The organism is Stenotrophomonas sp. 704A1 (genome assembly GCF_030549525.1).
Lineage (GTDB): Bacteria > Pseudomonadota > Gammaproteobacteria > Xanthomonadales > Xanthomonadaceae > Stenotrophomonas > Stenotrophomonas tuberculopleuritidis.
In genome coordinates, this window is record NZ_CP130831.1 from 328646 (window position 1) to 350234 (window position 21589).

Here is a 21589-nt window from a genome sequence, read left to right on the forward strand (position 1 = left end):
CCAGAGGACATCCCCACCGTGGCGATGCCGCCCGGACCTGCGCTGCCACCGCACGGCCACGTTACACTCTGGTGACTTCCAAGCTAGCCGTGGTACTGCCGTGAACCCGATGCGCGTGTTGCTGCTGTCGTCCTGCCTGTTTGTCGGTGGCCTGGCCCATGCGGCCAATGACCTGCCCGGCGGGGGCATCGATCCGCAGGCGCTGTCGCGTCACGTCCGCGTGCTGGCCTCGGACGAGTTCGAAGGCCGTGCACCGGCCAGCGAAGGCGAGGAGCGCACGGTGCAGTACCTGATCGAGCAGTTCCGCAGCTACGGTTTGCAGCCGGGCGGCGTGGACGGCAGCTGGGTGCAGCCGGTGCCGCTGGTGCGCGCGCAGCTGGACGGCGCGGCCAAGGCCAGCCTGTCGCTGAAGAAAGGCAGCCGCGCACTGGCCAACGGCGTGGACGTGACCCTGCAGAGCCTGCAGCCGCGCAAGCGCGTGCAGATCAAGGATGCACCGCTGGTGTTCGTCGGCTACGGCATCGATGCACCAGAGCGCCACTGGGACGATTACAAGGACGTCGACCTGCACGGCAAGATCGCCGTGGTGCTGATCAATGACGCTGACTTCGAGGCCGACGCGCCCGGAGCGTTCGACGGCAAGGCGGTGACCTACTACGGCCGCTGGACCTACAAGTTCGAGGAAGCCGCCCGCCGTGGTGCCGAGGGCGTGCTGATCGTGCACGAGACCGCGCCGGCGGCTTATGGCTGGGCGACGGTGAAGAGCTCGGGCACCTCGCCGCTGTTCGATATCGAACGCAGCGAGGCCGAAGCGATGGCCCAGCACACCCCGTTGCGCGGCTGGATGCAGCGTGAGCTGGCCGAGGCGATCTTTGCCGACGCCGGTCTCGATTTCGACGCCGAGAAGCGCAAGGCGATGCGCGCCGACTTCCGCCCGGTTGCGCTGGAAAACGCCAGGTTGAGCGCGGATTTCGCGCTCAAGCGCGAGCAGGTGGTGACCCGCAACGTGGTGGCCAAGCTGCCCGGTGGCGAGCATGGCGACGAGGCGGTGATCTTCTCTGCGCACTGGGACGCCTTCGGTATCGGCCAGCCGGATGCCCAGGGTGACCGCATCCGCCGTGGTGCGATCGACAACGCCACCGGCGTGGCCACGGTGCTGGAACTGGGCCGCGTGTTCGCTGCCGGCCCGCAGCCGCAGCGCACGCTGTACTTCGTGGCGCTCACCGCCGAAGAGAAGGGCCTGCTGGGCGCCAGCTACTACGCTGCGCACCCGCTGGCGCCGCTGGACAAGACCGCCGCAGTGCTGAACATCGAGATGTTCAGCCCGGATGGTCCGACCCGGGACATCGCTTCGTGGGGCAAGGGCCGGGTCTCGCTGGAAGGTGACCTGGAGCGCGTGGCCAAGGCCCGTGGCCGCAGCTACAGCCCGGACCCGAACCTGGAAGCCGGCTTCTTCTATCGCGCCGACCACTTCGCGTTTGCCCGCCTGGGCGTGCCGGCGATCACCATCGGCCCGGGCCTGGACAAGCTGGAGGGGGGTGTTGAAGCCGGCCGCGCGCTGCGCGAGAAGTACTTCGCCGACTGCTACCACCAGGCCTGCGATGCCTGGACCCCGCGCTGGGACCCGAGCGGCCACGCCGCCGATACCCTGCTGGTCTACGACCTGGGTGCCGAGCTGGCCAACAGCCGCCGCTGGCCGACCTGGGAGAAGGAATCGGAGTTCCGCGCCACGCGCGACAAGAGCGAGGCGGCACGCCGTTGAGGGACGGCGCCTCCGGGCGCCATGAGGTTCCGCCGGGGGCATAACGTCGGCGGTTGCCTGACGTTCGCGCGTACTGCGGCGGTTCGGGGCGCCGCCAGCGAGCAGCCGACCCACGGTCGACGCTGGCTGTCGCCAGCCGTGCCGGGCGGCTGTCCCTGCCGGCGCAGCAGCGTCGCCGCGATCCAGATCCGCGGCGGCGGGAAGACGCAGCGGCCACCGGCGCTGTGCCGGTGGCCGCGATGACGACGACGCGCTTACTTGCGGGTGCCGTCGAGCCAGTTGGGGCCCTTGTTGGTCAGGAAGAACACATAGACCACCAGTGATACCGCGATGGTGGCGGTGACGTAGATGGCGAACCAGTCGACATGGCCGGTTTTCAGCGCGCCCTGGTACAGCAGCGGGGCAGTACCGCCGAACAGCGAGTTGGCCAGTGCATAGCCCAGCCCCACGCCCAGTGCGCGCACGTGGGTCGGGAACAGCTCGGCCTTCACCACCGCGTTGATCGAGGTGTAGCCGGTAAGGATGACGAAGCCCAGTGCCAGGGTCAGGAAGGCCAGCGTTGCGTCGTGCTGGTGCGGCAGTGCGGTGATCAGGTACCAGCTGTACAGCACGCCGCCGGCGCCGAAGAAGACCAGCAGGGTCTTGCGGCCGATGATGTCCGACAGCCAGCCACCGACCGGCTGCAGCACCATCAGGAACGCCAGCACGCCCAGGTTGATCAGGGTGCCGGTCATCGGGTCATTGCCGGCGAAGGCGCTCTGGATCATCTTCGGGCCGTTCACCGAGTAGGTGTAGAAGGCCACGGTGCCACCGGCGGTGATCAGGAAGCACAGCAGCAGCGGGCGCCACTGGTGCACGAACAGTTCGTACATCGAACCGGACTTCTGCGCCTTGCCCTCGCGTGCCGCTTCGATCGACGACTCCGACAGCGACTCGTCCATACCGCGGCGCAACCAGAACACGACCACGGCGGCGATGCCACCAATGCCGAACGCGATGCGCCAGCCCCACTCGGAGATCTCGGGCTTGCCCCAGAAGGTCAGCATCAGCAGCAGGGTCAGCTGCGCCAGGACATGGCCACCGACCAGGGTGACGTAGTGGAAGGAGGACAGGAAGCCGCGACGGCCGGGGATGGCGGCCTCGGACATGTAGGTGGCACTGGCCCCGTACTCACCCCCGGTGGCGAAGCCCTGCAGCAGTCGCGCGAACAGCAGGATCACTGCTGCCCAGATGCCGATGCTGGCGGCCGTGGGAGTAATGGCGATGAGGAACGAGCAGGCCGCCATCACCGTGACCGACACCGTCAGCGCCAGGCGCCGGCCATGGCGGTCGGCGAAGCGGCCGAAGAACCAGGCGCCGATCGGGCGCATCAGGAAGGTCGCGGCGAAGATCGCCCACACATACATCGTGGAGTTCTTGTCATCCGGGGAGAAGAACTGCGATTCGAAGTACACGGCGAATACCGAGTACACGTAGACGTCGTACCACTCCACCAGATTGCCGGCGGAGCCTTTGAGGGTATTGGAGATGGAACGCCGCAGCGCGGCGCCATCGGTGGCGGGTACGGCGGGATGGGACGTGGTGCTCATCTGGGTGGGGATCCTCGATGGGGTGCGTCCATGCGGAAAATTCGCTGCCAGGCGCGCGTCGCGCTGCCGGCCAGCCTCCTAGGTACTGCATCCCACGTCAACGCCGGGTGCCGGAGGGGCGGGCGGGGGATGGGACCTGACAGGGTGACAGCGGGTGCCGGATGGGCCAATAGCTAAATCGTCGTACGCCCTGTCGCGTCCCACATCCTGGAAATCGCCCATCCGCATTGCAGTGTGTCGAAAAACGGGGTGATATCCGCCAGCCGAACGTCCTAGAATCCGCCTTCCCCCAGCTCCCTGGTGCGTCATGTCGGCTCCCCCTGTTCCGTCTACGGCTGCCCCCCGGGGTGGCCTTGTCGCGCTGGCACTGCTGCTGGTCTATGTGGTCTGGGGCTCGACCTACCTGGGCATCGCCAAGGCCCTGCATGGCGGTGCACTGCCGCTGACGATGGTCTCCGGCAGCCGCTTCATCATTGCGGGCGGCCTGATGTTCCTGGCCCTGCGCCTGTTCTGGAAGATGCCGAACCCGAGCCTGCGGCAGTGGCGCAACCTGGTCATCATGGGCGTGACCATGCTGGTGCTGGGCAACGGCATGGTGGTGCTGGCCGAGCGCGAGGTGTCCTCGGGCCTGGCCGCCACCGCGGTGGCCTCGGTGCCGCTGTGGATGGCGCTGTTCTCCGCGCTGCGCGGCCAGCACGCCAGCAGGGGGGAATGGCTGGGCATCGCCGTCGGCTTCGTCGGCGTGGTCTGGCTCAATGCCGGCAGCAGTCTGACCGCCTCACCCACCGGGCTGGTGCTGCTGCTGATCGCACCGGTCGGCTGGGCATTCGGCTCGGTGTGGGCGCGCGGCCTGGATCTGCCGGGTCCGTTCATGACCGCTGCGGGACAGATGATCTGCGGCGGTGTGCTGCTGGTGCTGATCGGCCTGGCGGTGGGCGAGCGTCCGACCACCCTGCCCGACACCGGTGGCCTGCTGGCGATGGCCTATCTGTGCGTGTTCGGCTCCATCGTGGCGTTTACCGCCTACGTCTGGCTGCTGCAGAACGTGCGGCCGGCGCTGGCGGGCAGCTACGCCTACGTCAACCCGGTGATTGCGGTCCTGCTGGGCGCTGGATTGAATGGCGAACGCTTCGGTTGGCGGGACTTCCTGGCCATGGCGGTGATACTTCTGGGTGTGGTGGTGCTGACGATGGCGAGGACACGCAAGCGATGAGCATGGACGAGAAGGAACAACGCCGGGGGCTGCTGGTCACGGCCTCCACCTTCGTGCTGTGGGGGCTGGTGCCGGTGTACTGGCACCTGCTCAACGAGGTGCCCTCGTTCCAGATCATCGCCCACCGCATCATCTGGAGTGCGGTGCTGGTGGTGGGCTGGCTGCTGCTCAGTTCGCGCCTGGGCTGGTGGCAGAAGATCGCCGCGCAGCCGCGCGCGCTGCCGATCCTGCTGCTGTCGAGCCTGACCATCGCCTTCAACTGGGGCCTGTACATCTGGGCGGTGAACGCCGGGCATGTGATCGAGACCAGCCTGGGCTACTTCATCAATCCGCTGGTGAACGTGCTGCTGGGCGTACTGGTACTGAAGGAGCGCCTGCGCCGTGTGCAATGGCTGGCCGTGGCGATCGCGGCGGTAGGCGTGGCCTGGCTGACCATCGACGCCGGCACACCGCCGTGGATCGCCCTCGGGCTGGCCTGTTCGTTCGGCCTGTATGGCCTGCTGCGCAAGCTGGTGTCGGTCGATCCGGTGGCCGGGCTGGGCGTGGAAAGCCTGTACCTGTTCCTGCCGGCGCTGGGCTTCGCGCTGTGGTCGGAGAACGGGCATGGCGGTGGCTTCTTCGGCGGCTGGGGCTGGGGCAACGATCTGCTGCTGATCTTTGGCGGCGTGATCACTGCGGTGCCGCTGATCGGCTTCGCCTACGGGGTGAAACGCATCCCGCTGTCGCTGGTCGGCATCCTGCAGTACATCGCGCCGAGCCTGCAGCTGCTGCTGGGCGTGTTCTTCTTCCACGAGGCATTCGACATCGGCAAGGCGATCGGCTTTGCCGCGATCTGGGCCGGGCTGGTGCTGTTTGTCGGTGACAATGTGCGCGCGATGCGTGCCGGCAAGCGCTAGCGCCAGGCCATCCCGGCGGCCGCACGGCGCGGCCGGCAGCCACCGTGCAAAAAAGAACGGCGCCCCAAGGGGCGCCGTTCTGCTTCCATCCACGGCCAGGAGAGAGTTGGCCGTGACGGGAACGCGGTTGCAGGCTTAGAAGCGCTGCTGGTACTTCATGTACATGAAGCGGCCGATGTCGAAGCCACCGTAGTAGGTGAAGCTGCTGTTGGGCTGGCTGTACATGATCGGACCCTGGTGGTCGAACACGTTGTTCAGGCCCAGCGACACGGTGCCATCCCACGGCAGGCTGTAACGCACCTGCAGGTCGTGGAAGGTGTTGGACCCCACCTTGCGGCTCGGCTGTGCATCGGTATACGGCGAAGCGAAGTCCGGCATGTTGCAGTCCGGGCCGCCGTCCAGATCGTACGAGCAGGCTTCCTTCATGCCCGAGTAGTAACGCGCGGTCCAGCCGATGCCCAGGTTGCCGTACTGCCAGTCCAGGTTGACCGTCGAACGCACGCGGAAGTCACCGGCCCAGCCCACGCGCTGTTCCACCGGGGTGGTGGCGGCGCTGTCGTTGCGCTGCTCCAGGTAGTCGGTGTAGGTGGTGTTCCAGTTGATGGCGAACTTGCCGTACGCGGTTTCCGGCAGGCGGTAGCGCACGCCGATGTCATAGCCGGCGGTTTCGCGGTAGCCGGCATTGACCAGCGAGCGATCCAGCGCGGTGACCTGGCCACGGGTGGCCGCAGCGGTGGAACGGGTGAAGCGACCGCATGCCGAATCCACGCCCTGCACGTAGCACTGGTTGAGGATGTCGGTGGCCGATTCGCCGACGATGGCGTTGTCGATGCGGATCTTCCACCAGTCCAGGCTGACGTCCAGGCCCTGCACGAAGTCCGGGCTGTAGACCAGGCCGACGGTCCAGGTCTTGGCGGTTTCCGGCTTCAGTTCCGGGTTGGAGCCGGAGTTGAAATCGGAGGTGGCCTGCTGGCCCGGGCGGTTGGCAAGGTTGCCGTCCGCACCGGTCTGCTGACGGAAGTTGGCGGGCACGTTCAGCGCCTGGCAGCGTGCTGCCACGGTCGCGCTGCTGGCGGCGATGCCGAACTTCGTGTCGCACGGATCGGTGAACGAATCGCGGCTGGACACCGCGCCACCGTACAGATCGTCCACGGTCGGTGCACGGAAGCCGGTGCCGTAGGTGGCGCGCACCAGCAGGCTGTCGATCGGCTTCCACTTCAAGCCGAACTTGCTGTTGGTGGTCGAACCGAAGGTGTTGTAGTCGGTGTAGCGACCGGCCAGGTCCAGCGACAGCTCGCGGGCGAACGGCAGATCGGCCAGCAGCGGCACCTGCATTTCCAGGTAGACCTCGTTGAGCGAGTAATCGCCGCGGGTCGGCTGGCCGGTGGTGCCGGCGATCTGGCCCTTCTGCACCATCAGGTCCGGCGTGTAGCTGGCTTCTTCACTGCGGTGCTCGAAGCCCATCGCGCCCATGATGTCGCCGGCCGGCAGGGTGAACAGCGAGCCGGAGATGTTGGCGCTGGCCACCTTGGTGGTGCTGCGCATGCGGTCGACGAAGCGCGTGAACAGGTAGTCCTGCACGTCCTGGTTGCTCAGCGAGCCCGGGCCGGTGTAGCCCATCGGGGCTGCCGGATTCCACGGCACGCAACCGGCGATCACCGCACCCGGTGCGCCGCAGCGGGCCACATTGCCGTCCATGAAGGACGGGCCGACGGCCAGGTTGACGTGCGGCTGGTACATGCTGCCGGTGCCGACGCGCTCGCCTTCGTTGCGGTTGTACATGTAGCTGACGTTCCAGTCCCAGTAACGCGAACCGGTTTCGAAGCTGCCTTCCAGGCCGAGGCTGGCACGCTTGGTTTCCAGCGTGTTCTCGGTGCCGCGCGGCAGTTCTTCGCTGCGGTGCGAGAACAGCACGTCCTGGCCCCACTTGTTGAACGTGCTGTCCTTGGACAGCGCAGCGCGGGTGCCATTGCGCGCCTGCGCGGCAGAGACCGAGTACGGGTAGCCGGCCAGGTGCTTGGTCGATTCGCGCTTGCTGTACAGCGCGTCGGCAACAATGCGCAGGTTGTCGGTGATCGAGAAGCCACCGTTGGCGAACACCGAGGTGCGCTCCAGGCCGCTCAACAGGCTCATGTTGGTCTTGGCGTTGGCACCATCGGCCGGGTCCGGCGTATGGAAGTTGCCGGCCTGGCTCGGATCACCGCCCGGACCCACGGTCAGCGGCTTGCCACCGACGGTCACGGTGCCCCACTGGGTGGTCTGGCTCAGCGCATCGACATCGTCGGCGTGGCGCGGGCCGCCCGGGTAACGGCTGAACTCACGCGCATCGCCCAGGATCTCGTCTTCCTTGGTGCGCTCGGCGCCGACGCTGAACCAGCCGCGGTCGAAGGTCTTGCCGAAGGTGGCGCTGTAGGAACGCTTCTGGCCGTCGCCTTCACCGTACTGGCCGACATAGACGCTGGCTTCGCCACCGTCGAAGTTCTTGCGGGTGATGATGTTGACCACACCGGCGATGGCGTCCGAGCCGTACAGCGCCGAGGCGCCGTCGGTCAGCACTTCGACCCGTTCGACGATGGCCGAGGGAATCGATGCCAGATCGGAGTAGCCGCCGGCGCTGACGCCCATGCGGCGGCCGTCGATAAGCACCAGGCTGCGTTCCGGACCGAGGTTGCGCAGGCTGACGTACATGCCGCCGAAGTCACGCGAGGAGCTCAGGGAGGAGGAGCGGCTCAGGCTCGGTGCGCCGGCGGCAGTGACGTCCTGCAGGATGTCGGCAACGTTGACGTAGCCCTTCTTCTCGATCTCGGCGCGGTTGAGTGCCACCACCGGCTGCGCGGTCTCGACACTGGCCTGGCGGATGCGCGAGCCGGTGATTTCGATGCGGTCGAGGTTGGTGGGGGTATCACCGGCTTCCTGGGCGAAAGCGGGCGTGGTGCAGCTGGCGGCCAGCGCGATGACGATCGCGTTGCGCAGCGGTGTGGTCTTCAGGGACATCCGTGAAATCTCGTGTTTCAGAAAAAAACATGCGCCCGTTCTGTGGGCGCGTGGGGTGCTGCAAACCAACGTGGGGCCGGGATTCTAGAGTGTTTTCATTCGAAACTGTTTATCCGCGCGCGCTGTAACGACGCGAAAATGAATCGCAACCAACAATCCACAGGTGGGCTGTGCGCGGCGTCACGCGCGCACAGCGCTGCATGCACAGAGACACCGATAACGGCGCGGGTTGCGTAATCTGTAATGCGCGTGGTGCGCGGTCATTCATCGGCGCTGCGCACGGATGTCGTCCAAACAAAAGGGGACGGCGCTTTCGCTCCGTCCCCTGCACGCTGCCCAACTCATCCGTGCGCGGTGCTCAGGTTTCGCGCAGTGCCGTGGTGATCGGCAGGCGCGCCGCGCGCAGTGCGGGGAACAGGCCGCCCACCAGGCCGATGCCCAGCGCCCACTTCAGCCCGCTCCACAGTAGTTCCGGCGACACATGGAACTTGAACACCACCGCGCTGAAGTTGCTGCCGATGGTGGATACGCTGTAGCCGTTGAACAACAGCCACGCCACTGCGCAGCCGAGCAGGCCACCGAGCAGCGCCAGCAGCATGGTCTCCAGCATCACGGCGGTTACCACCGGCAGTCCACGGAAGCCGATCGCGCGCATGGTGGCGATCTCGCGTGCGCGCGTAGCCACCGCGGCGTACATGGTGTTGAGCGCACCGAACACCGCACCCACTGCCATGATCGTGCCGATCACCTTGCCGAGGATGTCGATCAGCTTGGTCAGCCCGCCGCCCTGCTTGCTGTAATAGACGCGCGTGGTCTCCACATCCAGTTTCAGGCGTGGATCGGCCGCGACGGCGGCCTTGAACTGCTCGAAGCCCGCCTTGCCGTCAGTGCGGACGCTGATCGACTGCCAGGCGCTGCGCTGGTAGGTGGTGGCCAGCGTATCGGCATCGGTCCACAGCTCCGAATCATGCGCATCGCCGGTGGCGAACACACCCACCACCGTCCAGGCCTGGTTGCCCAGGGTGAGGGTCTTGCCGACCTCCATGTCGCGGAACTGGCTCTTGGCGCCCTGACCGACCACGATCTCGCGCAGGCCGGCGGCGAACCTGCGGCCCTCGACGATCTTGACCTTGTCATGCACCGCCCACGCCTGCGGCCCGACGCCGCGGAACTGCGCATTGACGTCGGTGCCATCGGCCCTGGAGACCAGATTCACTACCTGCGACAGCTCCGGTGACAGCAGGGGGCGCCCTTCCGCATCGCGGCTGATGCCGGGCAGGGTGGACAACGTCGGCACCTGCTCGCGGGTGATGACCGAGTTGGTCTCGGCCTGCGAGCCGCCGCGCAGCACGATCGCGGTGGTGTCATCGCCGGTGTTGTTGAGCGTGGCCTGGAAGCCTTCGCCCATCGCCAGCATCGCCACCAGCACGCCGACCACGCCGGCGATGCCGACCACGATCACCGAGGATGCCCCCCAGCGCTGTGGCAGGCTGGCGATCCCGATGCGGGTAGCGGCCAGTGCCAGCCGTCCGCTGCGCGTCAACAGCAGCCACAGCGCGACCAGCACCGCGATGGCCAGCACGCCGATCCAGGGCAGGCCGATCCACACCGCCAGGCCCAGTGCCAGCAGCACCACGGTCAGCGCATTGCCGAACCACTTCTTGAGCTTGTTCATGTCGGTGTCCTTCTCAGCGGCCGGCGAGGGCGTCGACGATCTTCAGGCGCTTGGCACGCAGCGCCGGCAGCAGGCCGACGACAATGCCGATCACCACGATCAGTGCAATGCCCACCAGCCAGGTCGGCGTGGGTACGTGCGGCGGCAGCATGCCCATGCTCTTGGGACTGATGGCCGGCAGGATCAGCGCGGCCAGGCCCATGCCGATCAGGCCACCCAGGCCGATCAGCAGCACCGATTCCACCATCACCAGGGTCAGCACGGTGCTGTCCTTGAAGCCCAGCGTCTTCAGCGTGGCCAGCTCGGGCACGCGCTCGCGCACCGCCTGGGCCATGGTGTTGCCGGTCAGCAGCAGCAGGGTGAAGAACACCGCGCCCATGATCGAGGTGACGATCATGCCGATGTCCGCGAACTGCTTGACGAAGGCCTGCTGGAACGCCGACTCGGTCTGGGTCTTGGTCTCGTGGTCGGAGTTGGCCGAGATCGCATCGATGGCCTGCGCCACCCGCGAGGACTGGTCCGGGTTGTCCAGCGTGACCGTGTACCAGCTCACCTGGTTCTTGATGTAGTCGTTGGATTCATCGAAGTACTTCCAGTTCATCATCAACTGGCGCTCTTCGTTGGCGGCCAGGGCGCGGTCCTTGGAGCGGTAGATGCCCTTCAGCTCCAGCGGCCAGTCGTTGCTGCCACCACGCGGGAAGATCGTCGCCTGCATCGGGATGGTGTCGCCGATCTTCCAGCCGAACTGCTTGGCCAGCGTTTCACCGACGATGGCGCCGGTGCGGGTCTGCTTCCAGTCTTCCAGCTGCGCCGGATCGATCTGCAGTTCGCGGTAGACATCGAAGTAGTTGGGCGAGACCGAGAAATTCGGGAAGAAGTTCTTCGGGTCCTGGTAGATGCCGCCGAACCACATGCCGTAGGCCACGTCGCGCACGCCGGCCACCTGGCGCACCTGGGCTTCCAGGCGGATCGGCAGCGACTGGGTGATCGACAGCCGCGACGCCACCACCAGCCGGTTGGCGCCTTCCACGCTGCCGCCGGAGGAGAACGCCACCCGTACCGAGTCGAGCATGCCGAACAACAGGAATGCGGCAACCACCGACAGCAGGGTCAGCAGCGTGCGGGTGCGGCTGCGGAACAGCTGCGCCCAGACCAACGAGAAATATTTCATCGCCGTGGCCTCCGTCAGTGGGCCAGCGGCGCGTCGGCCAGCTCGCCCTTGTCCAGGTGCACCGTATGGGTCGCGTACTCGGCCGCCTTGGGATCGTGGGTGACCATGATGATGGTCTTGCCGTGCTCGCGGTTGAGCTGCTGCAGCAGGCCCAGGATCTCTTCGGCCGACTGCCGGTCGAGATCGCCGGTGGGTTCGTCGCAGATCAGGAAGGTCGGATCGGACACGATCGCACGGGCGATGGCTACGCGCTGCTGCTGGCCGCCGGACAGTTCGTTGGGGCGGTGGCTGCGGCGATCGGCCAGGCCGACCAGGGTCAGCGCGATCTCGGCGTTGCGCTTGCGCTGCGCGGCACTGAGGTGGGTCAGCAGCAGCGGCAGTTCGACGTTCTTCTGCGCGGTCAGCATCGGCATCAGGTTGTAGAACTGGAACACGAAGCCGACATGGTGGCTGCGCCAGGTGGACAGCTGGCCACCGCTCATCTGGTCGATGCGCTCGCCTTCGATGCTGATCTCGCCGCCGCTGGGGTTGTCCAGGCCGCCGATCAGGTTGAGCAGGGTGGTCTTGCCCGATCCGGACGGGCCCATCAGCGCGACGAAGTCGCCGCTGGCGATGTCCAGGTCGATGCCGTGCAGCACCTGCACTTTCTCGGGGCCACGCTGGTAGGTCTTGGTGATGTTGCGCAGTGAAACCAGGGTCGACATGGGTGGTTCTCCACGAAAGGCAGGAAACGGGATGTCGCGCCGGCCGGCAGCCGGGCGTGCGTCGAGCGGTACTGCCGGCGGCGCCCGCGGGCGCCAGCCTGTTACTGCGCTTGTTTCTGCTGCACCTTGGCGCCATCGCGCAGGCTGTCCGGCGGATTGACCACCACCAGCTCGCCCGCGCTCACGCCCTTCAGGATCTGGCGGTCCTTGCCCATCGCCTGGCCAGCCTCGACCGTGCGCTGCTGCACGCGGGCGTCGTCACCCAGCACGAACGCCACCGATGCCGTCCCGCGCTGCACCACTGCGGCGGCCGGCACGCGCACGCCCTGTGGCCGGGCCGCCGCCTGCGGCGGCGCCTGCTCCAGGAAGCTGACCCGCACGCCCATTTCCGGCACGATGCGCGGGTCCTTCACCTTCAGCGCCACGCGCACCTTCACCGTGGCCTTGCCGCGATCGGCGGTGGGAATGATGGCGATCACCTCGGCCGGAATCTTCCACTCCGGGTAGGCGTTGAGCGTGGCCTCCACCGGCATCTTCGGCTGCACGCGGCCAATGAAGGCCTCGCCGACCTCGACTTCGATCTCCAGCGATTCCATGTCGACGATGGTGCCGATGCCGGTCCGGGTGAAGCCACCGCCGGCCGACAGCGGCGACACGATTTCGCCAGGCTGGGCGGCCTTGGCGGTGACCACGCCAGAGAACGGCGCACGTACGATGTTGTTGTCCACACCCAGGTCGGCGATGGCCAGCTGATCGTTGGCGACCCGGACATTGCGTTGTGCGGTTTCCAGCTGCGCGCGCAGGCTGTCGCGCTGCGCAACGGCCTGGTCGTATTGCGAACGAGAGACCAGCTGCTGGCCGACCAGCGCCTGCAGGCGGCTGGCCTCGGCGCTGGCCTGCTTCTGCTGGGCGTCAAGGCCGGCGACCTGGCTGCGCGCGGCCTGCAGCTGCGAGGCATACAGGCTGCGCTGCGCATCGGCATCGATCGGATCCAGCGTGGCCATGACCTGGCCCTGTTCGACCCGCATGCCTTCCTCGATCATCACTTCGCGCACCTTGCCGGTGATCTTGGCCGAGACCGTGGCCATGCGCCGGGCGACCACATAACCGCTGGCGTCGAGCACCGAACTGCTGGCGTTGCCCTGCTGTATGGCCACCGCCGGCGCGGTCTCCACCTCGACCGCCGGCGCGCGGCCGAACAGGGCGAACGCGCCACCTGCCAGCAGCAGCACGATCACCGCCACCACGATCCACAGCCAACGACGTCCGCCGCCGCCACTGCCGCCGGGGGCAGGCGAGGGCGACTTGCGGTCGATACGGAGTTCCTTCAACAGCTCGGCAGAAGCGTTCATTCGTTCCATCACAGGCGTTCGGGCGGGTGTGACCGGAAGGGCGGACTGCAGCGGTTCCGGCGGTGGAGCGTGCGGCACAGCATGACGGCAGGGGGATCGGTGACGGCAGTGACAGCTGTCATCCGAACACATTGACGGCGGCAACTGCCAAATGTGACCACAGCGGCACAGGATGGCAACGTCCCCGCTACCGGTACCGCCCCATGGATCCGACTACCCCGTCGCTGGCCCGCCTGCAGCAGGTGCAGGTGCGTTACCGCGAGCATACCGCCCTGCAGGGAATCGACCTGCAGGTACGCGCTGGCCAGGTACTGGCACTGCTGGGCCGCAACGGTGCCGGCAAGAGTACCGCGATCAGCGTGCTGTTGGGCCTGCGCCGCGCCGACAGCGGACAGGTCGAGCTGCTGGGTGGCGATCCACAGCAGCGCCGCAGTCGCCTCGGCCTGGGCGTGATGCTGCAGAGCACCAGCCTGCCGCCGATGCTGCGGGTGGATGAACTGGTCGACCAGGCCAGTGCCTGCTATCCCGATCCGATGCCGCTGCAGGAGGTGCTGCAGCGCGCCGGCCTGCAGGCACTCGCCCGGCGCCGCTATGGCCAGCTGTCCGGCGGGCAGCAGCGCTGCGTGCAGTTCGCCATCGCGATCTGCGGCCGGCCACGTGTGCTGTTCCTGGACGAGCCCACCACCGGCCTGGACATCCAGGCGCGGCAGACCCTGTGGCAGGCGATCCGGCAGCTGGTGGCCGAAGGCTGTGGCGTGCTGCTGACCACCCACTACCTGGAGGAAGCCGAAGCGCTGGCCCAGCAGGTGGTGGTCCTCGAGCAGGGGCGGGTCCTGGCTGACGCGCCGTTGGCTGCGCTGCGCCTGGCCGACCGGCCGCGACGCATCCGTTGCCGCAGTGCGTTGCCGGCCGAGGACGTACTGCAGTGGCCGGGTGTGCAGCAGGTACAGCGCGAAGGCGAGCACCTGCAGCTGCTGGCCAGCCCGGCAGAGCCGGTGGTGGCGCGCCTGCTGGCCAGCGATGCCCAGCTGGGTGAGCTGGAAGTACAGGGCGCGGCATTGGCCGACGCCTTCCTCGATCTGACCCGGGAGGCTGCATGAATACCCTGACCCGCACTGCCCGCGCGCCTGCTGCCAGCTGGCATGCCGTGCTGCGCCCCTACCGGGCCGAGCTGATCGCCGAACTGCGACGCGCGTGGCGTACGCCGGCCTTCGTACTGCCTTCGTTGCTGTTCCCGGTGCTGTTCTACGTGCTGTTCGGGGTGCTGCTGGGCCGTGGCCATGCCCCGGTCTACCTGCTGGCCACGTACTGCGTGTTCGGCGCGATGGCGCCGGCGCTGTTCGGTTTCGGGGTACAGCTGGCACTGGACCGCGAAGGCGGCCTGCTGACCCTCAAGCGCGCCCTGCCGATGCCGGCTGCGGCACCCCTGCTGGCACGCTTGGCGATGGCGGTACTGTTTGCCACGCTGATCGCCGCGATGCTGATCGGCGTGGCGATCGGCGTCGGCGGCGTCGCCTTGCAGCCGACGCAGGTGCTGCAGCTGCTGGCCGTGGCTGCCTTCGCGGCGCTGCCGCTGGGGGCGATCGGCCTGCTGATCGGCAGCCATGTCGGTGCCAGTGCCGCGCCGGCGATCGTCAACCTGGTGTACCTGCCGCTGGCATTGCTGTCGGGGTTGTGGCTGCCGTTGTCGGCGCTGCCGAAGGTGTTCGCGTCGATGGCGCCGCTGTGGCCGACCTGGCACCTGGCCCAGCTGGCGCTGCCAGTGGTCGGGCAGCCCGCGCTGGGCAGTGCGGCCGGCCACCTGCTGGTGTTGCTGGCAGTTACCGCCGTGGCGCTGCTGCTGGCGCGCCGCCGCCTGCGCCGGGTCGGCTGAACTGGCATGATCGGCAGCGATCGTCCCTGCCTGGAATGTCCCGTGCCGCCAAGCTGGTTTGCGTCCCTGCTGCGCCCCGCGCCGGATTCGGCGGTGGCCGAACTGTTGCGACGTGGCAAGTCGCCCTGGAGTGGGGCGATCCACCTGCTGTGGTCGGTGTGGATCTTCCTCACCCCGGTGCTCGGCACGGGTTTCACGCTGCGCTGGCTGCTATTGACACTGGTCAGCTACCCGCTGTTCCTGCTGCTGTATGCGAAGGTGATGCTGGCACCCCGGCACCGCGCGTGGCGCTACGCGCTGGGCATGATCGCGATGGCGCTGGTACTGCTGCCGTGGTACCCGTCGGGGCTGAGCTATTTCGTGTTCGGCTGCGTGATGATCCGCATGAGTGGTCGTGGCGGCTGGTGGCTGTACCTGCTGCAGCTGACCGGGCTGAATCTGCTGTTCTGCGGCACCGCGCTGTACTTCGGTTACCCGTGGCAGGCCATGGTGTGGATGCCGGCGGTATCGTTCATCGTCGGGCTGGTGGTGAACGTGGAGGCGTTGAGCCAGCAACGGGACGTTGCCCTGCAGTTGTCCCAGGACGAGGTACGGCGCCTGGCGACCAGCGCCGAGCGCGAGCGTATCGGCCGCGACCTGCACGACCTGCTGGGCCATACGCTGTCGTTGATCACGCTGAAGCTGGAACTGGCGCGCAGGCTGTACGACCGCGATGACGCACGTGCGCGGCAGGAGATCGGCGAAGCCGAGGCCATCGCCCGCGATGCCCTGGCCCAGGTGCGCAGTGCGGTCACCGGCATCCGCGCCAGCGACCTGGCCGGCGAACTGGCATCCGCGCGCCTGCTGCTGGAGTGCCAGCAGGTCCACCTGCAGTACGGGCCGCCGCCGCCGATGCCGGTGGAGGTCGAACGCGGGCTGGCGCTGGTGCTGCGTGAAGCGGCCACCAACATCGTGCGCCATGCGCAGGCAACCCAGGTGCAGGTGGATTTCATGCTGGAGGGACGACAGTTGGCGATGCAGATTCGCGATGATGGCCGCGGTGGCGTGCAGGCCGAAGGCAACGGCTTGAGCGGCATGCGTGAGCGGGTGGCCGCGCTGGGGGGCCAGCTGGCAATCCAGTCGCCGCGCGGGGAAGGTACGGTTCTGACGGTGCGCGTGCCCCTGATCGCCGCGACCAGTCCGCTGGCGCCGATGGCAGTGGCAAAGGGAGGCGCAGCATGATCCGCATCCTGCTGGCCGAGGACCAGGCGATGGTGCGGGGCGCGCTGTCCGCCCTGCTCGGGCTGGAGCCGGACATCGAGGTGCTTGGCAGTGCTGCCGACGGCGAGGCCGCCTGGCGCATGCTGCAGCAGCTGCAGCCGGACATCCTGGTCACCGACATCGAGATGCCGGGCCTGAGCGGGCTGGAGCTGGCGCAGCGCATCGCCCGCCACGAACTGCCGATCAAGGTGGTGATCGTGACCACCTTCGCCCGTGCCGGTTTCCTCCGTCGCGCGCTGGAGGCGGGGGTGCTCGGCTACCTGCTGAAGGACGCACCGGCCGAGAACCTGGCAGACGCGCTGCGCAAGGTGAAGCAGGGCGTCCGCGCGATCGATCCACAGCTGGCACTGGACGCCTGGTCGCAGGCCGATCCGCTGACCGACCGCGAGCGTCGCGTGCTGCGGCTGGCGGGCGAGGGCCGCACCGCCGGCGAAATCGCCGAACAGCTGGGGCTGTCGCACGGCACGGTGCGCAACTACCTGTCCGAGTGCATCGGCAAGCTGGGCGTGGCCAACCGCATCGAGGCCTACCGGCTGGCGCGGCAGAAGGGGTGGTTGTAAGGGCGCGATGCGCCGGTAGCGCCGGGCCATGCGCGGCGAGCGAAGCGGCCGCCCTTGACCTGCACCTGCACGTGCGACGAAACGATCCGCCGGGCGTGGCCCGGCGCTACCGATTCGAGGCCCCGTTCAATCCTTGCCGCGCGCCATCGCCTGGAACACGCCATCGCGGCGTACCCACAGATGGAACAGCGCTGCACCCACGTGCATCAGCACCGTGGCGAACAGTACATAGGCCAGCAGGCTGTGCGCATTGCGCAGGGCGGCATACAGGGCCGGCGTGTGCGGCACGATCGGTGGCAGGTGCAGGCCGCCCCACAGCACGATCGGGTAGCCGCCGGCCGACAGCATCGCCCAGCCGATCAGCGGCATCGCCAGCATCAGGGCGTACAGCAGCCAATGCGAGGCCTTGGCGGCCAGCACCTGCCAGGCCGGCAGGTCGGCCGGCAGCGGTGGCGGTCGATGGCGCAATCGGTTGTACAGGCGCAGCAGCACCAGTACGCCGATGGCGATGCCGAGCGGACGGTGCAGGTCGATCAGCATCGGCCGCAGGTGCAGCGAGGCGACCATGGTCACGCCCACAAACAGCATGGCCAGGATCATCACTGCCATGGTCCAGTGCAGCACCCGCGCCAGCAGGTTGAAGTGGCCGTTGCCGGTGCTCATCGTGCGGCCTCCTTCGGTTGCTCGACATTACCGACGGCGCGTTCGCGCTCACGGCGGTTGAACGACTGCGAATACACCGCCGAGCGCGCTGCCAGGATCGGGTCGTCACTGCCGCGTACACCGTTGGGCAGGATCAGCGGATCGAAGTTGAGCTGCCCGCAGGCGCCGTGTTCCTGCGACTGCAGCCGATCCAGGCTGAGCACCCCGGCCACCACCTGTTCGCGTGCCTCCGGCCACGGCACCGATGGATCGTCGATGGCGTCGCCGGGCTCGGCGATGCTGACCACCAGGTTCCAGCGTACCGGGCCGCCGGCCATGCGCTGCTGCATCTCCCTGCTCAGGAAATCCACGTCGGCCTGCCGGCGTGTGTCGGCATCCATCTCCACCTCCGGCGCCTGCGGCTGCCACCGCCAGCGCACCGCACGCTTCTGGCCCTGCGCATTGGTGAACCAGAAGCTGTTGACGCTGTTGAAGGTGGTGTTGGCCCAGCTGTCGGTCCACGGCGCGCTCTTGGCCCATTGCTGGAACGCGCGGGCGCTGGGGTAGGTGTCCAGCACCGCTGCCATCTTCTTCGGGTCCGGCTTGCCGGTGGCCGGGTCGGGAAGCTGTGCGCGGGTCTGTTCGTAGAACGCTTCGGCCGTGGGCACCGCGAAGAACGGGAAGCTGTTCATCGCCATCCGCCATTCCTGGCCATCGTCGCTGACCATCTGCACGGCGAGGCTGCGAACCCGCGCGGTGTTGTCGGCGCCGTACGGGTCGCCGCCGCCGATCGACAGGCGGCCCATCACGGGCACGCGGGCCTGCGAGAAGACCCGCGCGCTGGACAGCGCCGGCGCCTGCGCGCTGGGTTCGAACCAGCCGCTCACGCACACGCCCTTGCTGTGTGCACGGCGGAAACCGGGATGGGCCGGGCCGGTGGCCTCGATGGTGTCGGTGAAGCGCTGCGCGGTCAGGCGGTCGCCGATCCAGCCGGCCAGCCAGGCGAAGGTCAGCGCCACCGCACCCAGGATGAGCGCGATCAGTGCGATCCAGGGCAGCGGTGAATGCCGGCGCGCTGCGCCCGGGGTCTGGCCGGCGCGGGTGTAGCGGAAGAGCGACATGGTCGGAGTCCTGCCTTCACGAAGCGTGTGGGTGGGCGACCCGCACATCCTCGCAGAACCCTTCCAGGCCCGGTATTCAATTTTTCGTCAAGTTTGCCGGCCCATCCGGCAGCGCCGGGCCAGGCCCGGCGGCCCGATCAGCCGTAACGCGCCTTCAGCATCGCCCAGGCCGAACGCAGCGCAAGCGCTTCGCCACCGGCCGGGCGGCCCGGGCGCTCACCATCGTTCCAGGCGTATACGTCCAGATGCGCCCAGCGCTGGCCGTCTTCCAGGAAACGTTCCAGGTACAGCGCCGCGGTCACCGAGCCGGCCATGCGCGAACCGGCGTTGGCCAGGTCGGCGATGCCGCTGCTCAGATAACGCAGGTACGGGCGCCATAACGGCATGCGCCAGACCGGATCACGGGTGGCATCGCCGGCCTGCAGCCACTGCTGGGCCACCGTGTCGTCGTTGCTGAACAGTGCCGGCAGGTCAGGGCCCAGCGCGATGCGCGCGGCACCGGTCAGGGTGGCGAAGTCCAGCACCAGGTCGGGCTTCTGCTCGCCGGCGAAGGTGAGCGCATCGCACAGGATCACCCGGCCTTCCGCATCGGTGTTGTCGATCTCGATGCTCAGGCCCTTGCGGGTGGCGATCACTTCGCCCGGGCGGAAGGCATCCGGACCGATTGCGTTTTCCACGGCCGGGATCAGCAGGGTCAGCCGGACCGGCAGCTGCTGCGCCATCACCAGGCCGGCCAGCGCCAGCGCGTGCGCGGCACCGCCCATGTCCTTCTTCATGTTGCGCATGCCGTCGGCAGGCTTGATGTCCAGGCCGCCGGTATCGAAGCACACGCCCTTGCCGACCAGCGCCAGCGCCGGATCGGTGTCCTTGCCCCAGCGCAGCACGATCAGTCGCGGCGCGCGGTGCGAGGCGCGGCCAACGGCATGGATGGCCGGGAAGTTCTGCTGCAGCAGGGCATCGCCGGTGATCGCTTCAATCTGCGCACCATGGGTCTGTGCCAACGCGCGGGCGGCGTCTTCCAGCTGCTGCGGGCCCATGTCTTCGGTGGGGGTATTGACCCAGTCGCGCACGCGCAGGCTGGCGGCGATCAGATCGGCCACCTCGCCCGAGGGCGCAGCGACCAGCCGGGCCGGTGCGCGGTTGCGCTTGCGGTAGCGGTCGAAGCGGTAGCTGCCCAGGCCCCAGCCCAGCTGCAGCAGCGCCTGTTCGTCCTCGGGCAGCTCGCTGGCCAGCTGCCACACGCTGCCTTCCGGCAGGGCGTGCGGGGCATGGGCGTAGCTGTAGGCATCGGCGCGATCACCGACGCCGATCACCGCGCCGGCCAGGCCGTCGTTGCCGGGCAGCAGGGCCACCGTGTGCGCTGCGCCGGTAAAGCCCTGCGCCGCCAGCCACGCCTGGAGGGCGGCCGGCTGGTCGTTCTTCCACGCCTCGAACCGGGTGCGGTCAACCACGTGCAGCGGCAATGCCGTGGTGGTATCTGCAGTGAAACCAGTGATCTCGCTCATGCGTCAGGTACTCCGGGGGGCGTCAGTGCTGTCGGCGTCGACGTTGGCATCAAGCCAGTCGGCCAGGCCGGTGAGGGTGTCGAACTGCAGGTCGGGCTGCAGCTGCGGATGGTTCCAGGTGGCCGCTTCGCGGTTGATCCAGCAACCGCGCAGGCCGGCGGCGATGGCGCCGGCCACATCCATCTCGATGTGGTCACCTACGTGCAGCACCTGCGCCGGGGCAACGCCCAGGCGTTCGCAGGCCGCGTGGAAGATGCTGGCCGCGGGCTTGGCCGCGCCGTGTTCGCGCGCGCCCAGCTGGAAGCTGAAGTGATGGGCCAGGCCGATGCGCTCCAGGTCGGCGTTGCCGTTGCTCAACGCCGCTACCGGAACCCGCGCGGCGATGCGTGCCAGGGCGTCGAGGGCGTCGGGGTAGCACTCGACCTGGTTGCGGGCGGCATAGAACACCTCGTACGCCGGTTCCAGCAGGTCCAGGCTGGCGCCGCTGTTCTGCAATGCTTCCTGGATCGTCAGCCGGCGCAGCGCGCTCAGGTCGAAATGCAGGTGGGGATTGTCGCGGAACGAGCGCTCGCGCAATTCGCGCATCGCCGCCACCGGGTACATCGTGGCGGTGGCGGGGCTGTGTTCGCGCATCCATTCGTGCAGGACCACGTCGATGCGGGCGCCGATCGGCGCGAACGGCCACAGCGTGTCGTCGAGGTCGAGGGTGATTGCTTGGACTGGGAAATTCACCCGGTCATTCTACCCCTGCCCGCCGGGGCTTTCATGCCGCGCGGCGGGCAGGCACGCAGCCACGGTCAGTGGCTGCGCAGGTCGTAGGCGCAGTACAGGATGGTCTGGCCGTCCAGGCGAGCCACGTTCAGATCGTGCCGGCCCACTTCGCGCGTGTAACTGCCAGCCACCGCCGGCGGCATCTTCGCCAGCGCGGCGACCTTGCTGATCTCCGTGCTGCCGAAGTACGCCGTGTAACTGTCCACGCCATCCTCGCCGCTGGCGCCGTCGTAGGCGGTCAGGTGGGTCACCGGCAGACCCAGCACCGTCAGCGGCGTGGCCAGCGTGTAGCCATCGTCGTACGCATCCCGGGTCTTCCTGCCGGCGGGCATCAGCACCTTGGCCATGGCATCGAACTGCTCGGGGGTGAGATGGCGCTGGCAGGTGATGGCCTCCACCAGCTGGGTGCGGGCCACCTCCGCAGTCGGCGCAGCTGCGGCGAAGGCGGGCGCGGCCAGGCTGGCCAGAACGAGACATCTACGGGTGAAGGAGAACATGGGG

General features: G+C 68.0%; 18 protein-coding genes. 7 read left to right on the plus strand and 11 right to left on the minus strand.

Annotated features, from left to right (window positions below):
* The first annotated feature begins 109 nt into the window (after nucleotides 1-109).
* Complete coding sequence (locus Q5Z10_RS01460; protein WP_303639122.1) at nucleotides 110-1762, plus strand: M28 family metallopeptidase; 1653 nt, start codon at nucleotides 110-112, stop codon at nucleotides 1760-1762.
* A gap of 254 nt (nucleotides 1763-2016) precedes the next feature.
* Here the strand turns inward: Q5Z10_RS01460 and Q5Z10_RS01465 are convergent, their stop codons facing one another.
* A complete protein-coding gene (locus Q5Z10_RS01465; RefSeq protein ID WP_303637590.1) occupies nucleotides 2017-3351 on the minus strand; it encodes an MFS transporter in 1335 nt (444 codons plus the stop codon).
* Nucleotides 3352-3658: 307 nt separating this feature from the next.
* Here Q5Z10_RS01465 and yedA point away from each other — a divergent pair, with 307 nt between their 5' ends.
* The gene (gene yedA, locus Q5Z10_RS01470) at nucleotides 3659-4564 is read left to right on the plus strand and encodes a drug/metabolite exporter YedA (protein WP_303637591.1); all 906 of its coding nucleotides are present in this window, start codon (nucleotides 3659-3661) and stop codon (nucleotides 4562-4564) included.
* Nucleotides 4561-5460: an EamA family transporter RarD gene (rarD, locus tag Q5Z10_RS01475; protein ID WP_303637592.1), complete on the plus strand. Its 900-nt coding sequence runs from the start codon at nucleotides 4561-4563 to the stop codon at nucleotides 5458-5460. Before yedA ends, rarD begins: the two co-directional genes overlap by 4 nt.
* Before the next feature lie 135 nt (nucleotides 5461-5595).
* Here rarD and Q5Z10_RS01480 read toward each other — a convergent pair whose 3' ends face one another.
* From Q5Z10_RS01480 to Q5Z10_RS01500, 5 genes are all read right to left on the minus strand, one after another.
* Nucleotides 5596-8454 (minus strand): TonB-dependent receptor, encoded by a 2859-nt coding sequence (locus Q5Z10_RS01480; protein WP_303637593.1) that lies wholly within the window; start codon nucleotides 8452-8454, stop codon nucleotides 5596-5598.
* Between the two features lie 358 nt (nucleotides 8455-8812).
* Nucleotides 8813-10129 carry an ABC transporter permease gene (locus Q5Z10_RS01485; RefSeq protein ID WP_303637594.1) on the minus strand — a complete coding sequence of 439 codons (1317 nt, stop codon included), beginning with the start codon at nucleotides 10127-10129 and terminating at the stop codon, nucleotides 8813-8815.
* Nucleotides 10130-10142: 13 nt separating this feature from the next.
* Nucleotides 10143-11300 carry an ABC transporter permease gene (locus Q5Z10_RS01490; protein WP_303637595.1) on the minus strand — a complete coding sequence of 386 codons (1158 nt, stop codon included), beginning with the start codon at nucleotides 11298-11300 and terminating at the stop codon, nucleotides 10143-10145.
* A 14-nt stretch (nucleotides 11301-11314) separates the two neighbouring features.
* Nucleotides 11315-12004 carry an ABC transporter ATP-binding protein gene (locus tag Q5Z10_RS01495; RefSeq protein ID WP_049435531.1) on the minus strand — a complete coding sequence of 230 codons (690 nt, stop codon included), beginning with the start codon at nucleotides 12002-12004 and terminating at the stop codon, nucleotides 11315-11317.
* Between the two features lie 101 nt (nucleotides 12005-12105).
* The gene (locus Q5Z10_RS01500; RefSeq protein ID WP_303637596.1) at nucleotides 12106-13356 is read right to left on the minus strand and encodes an efflux RND transporter periplasmic adaptor subunit; all 1251 of its coding nucleotides are present in this window, start codon (nucleotides 13354-13356) and stop codon (nucleotides 12106-12108) included.
* Nucleotides 13357-13559: 203 nt separating this feature from the next.
* Here Q5Z10_RS01500 and Q5Z10_RS01505 point away from each other — a divergent pair, with 203 nt between their 5' ends.
* From Q5Z10_RS01505 to Q5Z10_RS01520, 4 genes are read left to right on the plus strand one after another with little or no spacing between them, the layout of a single operon-like run.
* Nucleotides 13560-14456, plus strand: coding sequence for an ABC transporter ATP-binding protein (locus tag Q5Z10_RS01505; RefSeq protein ID WP_303637597.1), 897 nt, complete (start codon nucleotides 13560-13562; stop codon nucleotides 14454-14456).
* A complete protein-coding gene (locus Q5Z10_RS01510; RefSeq protein WP_303637598.1) occupies nucleotides 14453-15229 on the plus strand; it encodes an ABC transporter permease in 777 nt (258 codons plus the stop codon). The genes Q5Z10_RS01505 and Q5Z10_RS01510 overlap by 4 nt, the downstream gene beginning before the upstream one ends.
* Nucleotides 15230-15235: 6 nt before the next feature.
* A complete protein-coding gene (locus Q5Z10_RS01515) occupies nucleotides 15236-16450 on the plus strand; it encodes a sensor histidine kinase (protein ID WP_303637599.1) in 1215 nt (404 codons plus the stop codon).
* Nucleotides 16447-17049: a response regulator transcription factor gene (locus tag Q5Z10_RS01520; protein WP_303637600.1), complete on the plus strand. Its 603-nt coding sequence runs from the start codon at nucleotides 16447-16449 to the stop codon at nucleotides 17047-17049. Before Q5Z10_RS01515 ends, Q5Z10_RS01520 begins: the two co-directional genes overlap by 4 nt.
* Before the next feature lie 126 nt (nucleotides 17050-17175).
* On the opposite strand, the gene Q5Z10_RS01525 is transcribed toward Q5Z10_RS01520, so the two are convergent.
* From Q5Z10_RS01525 to Q5Z10_RS01545, 5 genes are all read right to left on the minus strand, one after another.
* A complete protein-coding gene (locus Q5Z10_RS01525; RefSeq protein ID WP_303637601.1) occupies nucleotides 17176-17712 on the minus strand; it encodes a cytochrome b in 537 nt (178 codons plus the stop codon).
* The gene (locus Q5Z10_RS01530) at nucleotides 17709-18812 is read right to left on the minus strand and encodes a catalase family peroxidase (RefSeq protein WP_303637602.1); all 1104 of its coding nucleotides are present in this window, start codon (nucleotides 18810-18812) and stop codon (nucleotides 17709-17711) included. Before Q5Z10_RS01530 ends, Q5Z10_RS01525 begins: the two co-directional genes overlap by 4 nt.
* A gap of 137 nt (nucleotides 18813-18949) precedes the next feature.
* On the minus strand, nucleotides 18950-20317 hold the full coding sequence (locus tag Q5Z10_RS01535; protein WP_303637603.1) for a leucyl aminopeptidase family protein: 1368 nt from the start codon (nucleotides 20315-20317) through the stop codon (nucleotides 18950-18952).
* A 3-nt stretch (nucleotides 20318-20320) separates the two neighbouring features.
* Nucleotides 20321-21049 carry an HAD family hydrolase gene (locus tag Q5Z10_RS01540; protein ID WP_303637604.1) on the minus strand — a complete coding sequence of 243 codons (729 nt, stop codon included), beginning with the start codon at nucleotides 21047-21049 and terminating at the stop codon, nucleotides 20321-20323.
* A 65-nt stretch (nucleotides 21050-21114) separates the two neighbouring features.
* Nucleotides 21115-21585, minus strand: a complete 471-nt coding sequence (locus Q5Z10_RS01545) for a hypothetical protein (RefSeq protein ID WP_303637605.1) — start codon at nucleotides 21583-21585, stop codon at nucleotides 21115-21117.
* Nucleotides 21586-21589: the final 4 nt, after the last annotated feature.

Bases quoted from the DNA above. Each gene is read 5' to 3' on its own strand.
- Q5Z10_RS01525 (WP_303637601.1), bottom strand. From the start codon at position 17,712: ATGAGCACCGGCAACGGCCACTTCAACCTGCTGGCGCGGGTGCTGCAC.
- Q5Z10_RS01490 (WP_303637595.1), bottom strand. From the start codon at position 11,300: ATGAAATATTTCTCGTTGGTCTGGGCGCAGCTGTTCCGCAGCCGCACC.
- Q5Z10_RS01535 (WP_303637603.1), bottom strand. From the start codon at position 20,317: ATGAGCGAGATCACTGGTTTCACTGCAGATACCACCACGGCATTGCCG.
- Q5Z10_RS01480 (WP_303637593.1), bottom strand. From the start codon at position 8,454: ATGTCCCTGAAGACCACACCGCTGCGCAACGCGATCGTCATCGCGCTG.
- Q5Z10_RS01460 (WP_303639122.1), top strand. From the start codon at position 110: ATGCGCGTGTTGCTGCTGTCGTCCTGCCTGTTTGTCGGTGGCCTGGCC.
- Q5Z10_RS01515 (WP_303637599.1), top strand. From the start codon at position 15,236: ATGATCGGCAGCGATCGTCCCTGCCTGGAATGTCCCGTGCCGCCAAGC.
- yedA (WP_303637591.1), top strand. From the start codon at position 3,659: ATGTCGGCTCCCCCTGTTCCGTCTACGGCTGCCCCCCGGGGTGGCCTT.
- Q5Z10_RS01465 (WP_303637590.1), bottom strand. From the start codon at position 3,351: ATGAGCACCACGTCCCATCCCGCCGTACCCGCCACCGATGGCGCCGCG.
- Q5Z10_RS01495 (WP_049435531.1), bottom strand. From the start codon at position 12,004: ATGTCGACCCTGGTTTCACTGCGCAACATCACCAAGACCTACCAGCGT.
- Q5Z10_RS01545 (WP_303637605.1), bottom strand. From the start codon at position 21,585: ATGTTCTCCTTCACCCGTAGATGTCTCGTTCTGGCCAGCCTGGCCGCG.
- Q5Z10_RS01510 (WP_303637598.1), top strand. From the start codon at position 14,453: ATGAATACCCTGACCCGCACTGCCCGCGCGCCTGCTGCCAGCTGGCAT.
- Q5Z10_RS01500 (WP_303637596.1), bottom strand. From the start codon at position 13,356: ATGAACGCTTCTGCCGAGCTGTTGAAGGAACTCCGTATCGACCGCAAG.
- Q5Z10_RS01505 (WP_303637597.1), top strand. From the start codon at position 13,560: ATGGATCCGACTACCCCGTCGCTGGCCCGCCTGCAGCAGGTGCAGGTG.
- Q5Z10_RS01485 (WP_303637594.1), bottom strand. From the start codon at position 10,129: ATGAACAAGCTCAAGAAGTGGTTCGGCAATGCGCTGACCGTGGTGCTG.
- rarD (WP_303637592.1), top strand. From the start codon at position 4,561: ATGAGCATGGACGAGAAGGAACAACGCCGGGGGCTGCTGGTCACGGCC.
- Q5Z10_RS01530 (WP_303637602.1), bottom strand. From the start codon at position 18,812: ATGTCGCTCTTCCGCTACACCCGCGCCGGCCAGACCCCGGGCGCAGCG.
- Q5Z10_RS01520 (WP_303637600.1), top strand. From the start codon at position 16,447: ATGATCCGCATCCTGCTGGCCGAGGACCAGGCGATGGTGCGGGGCGCG.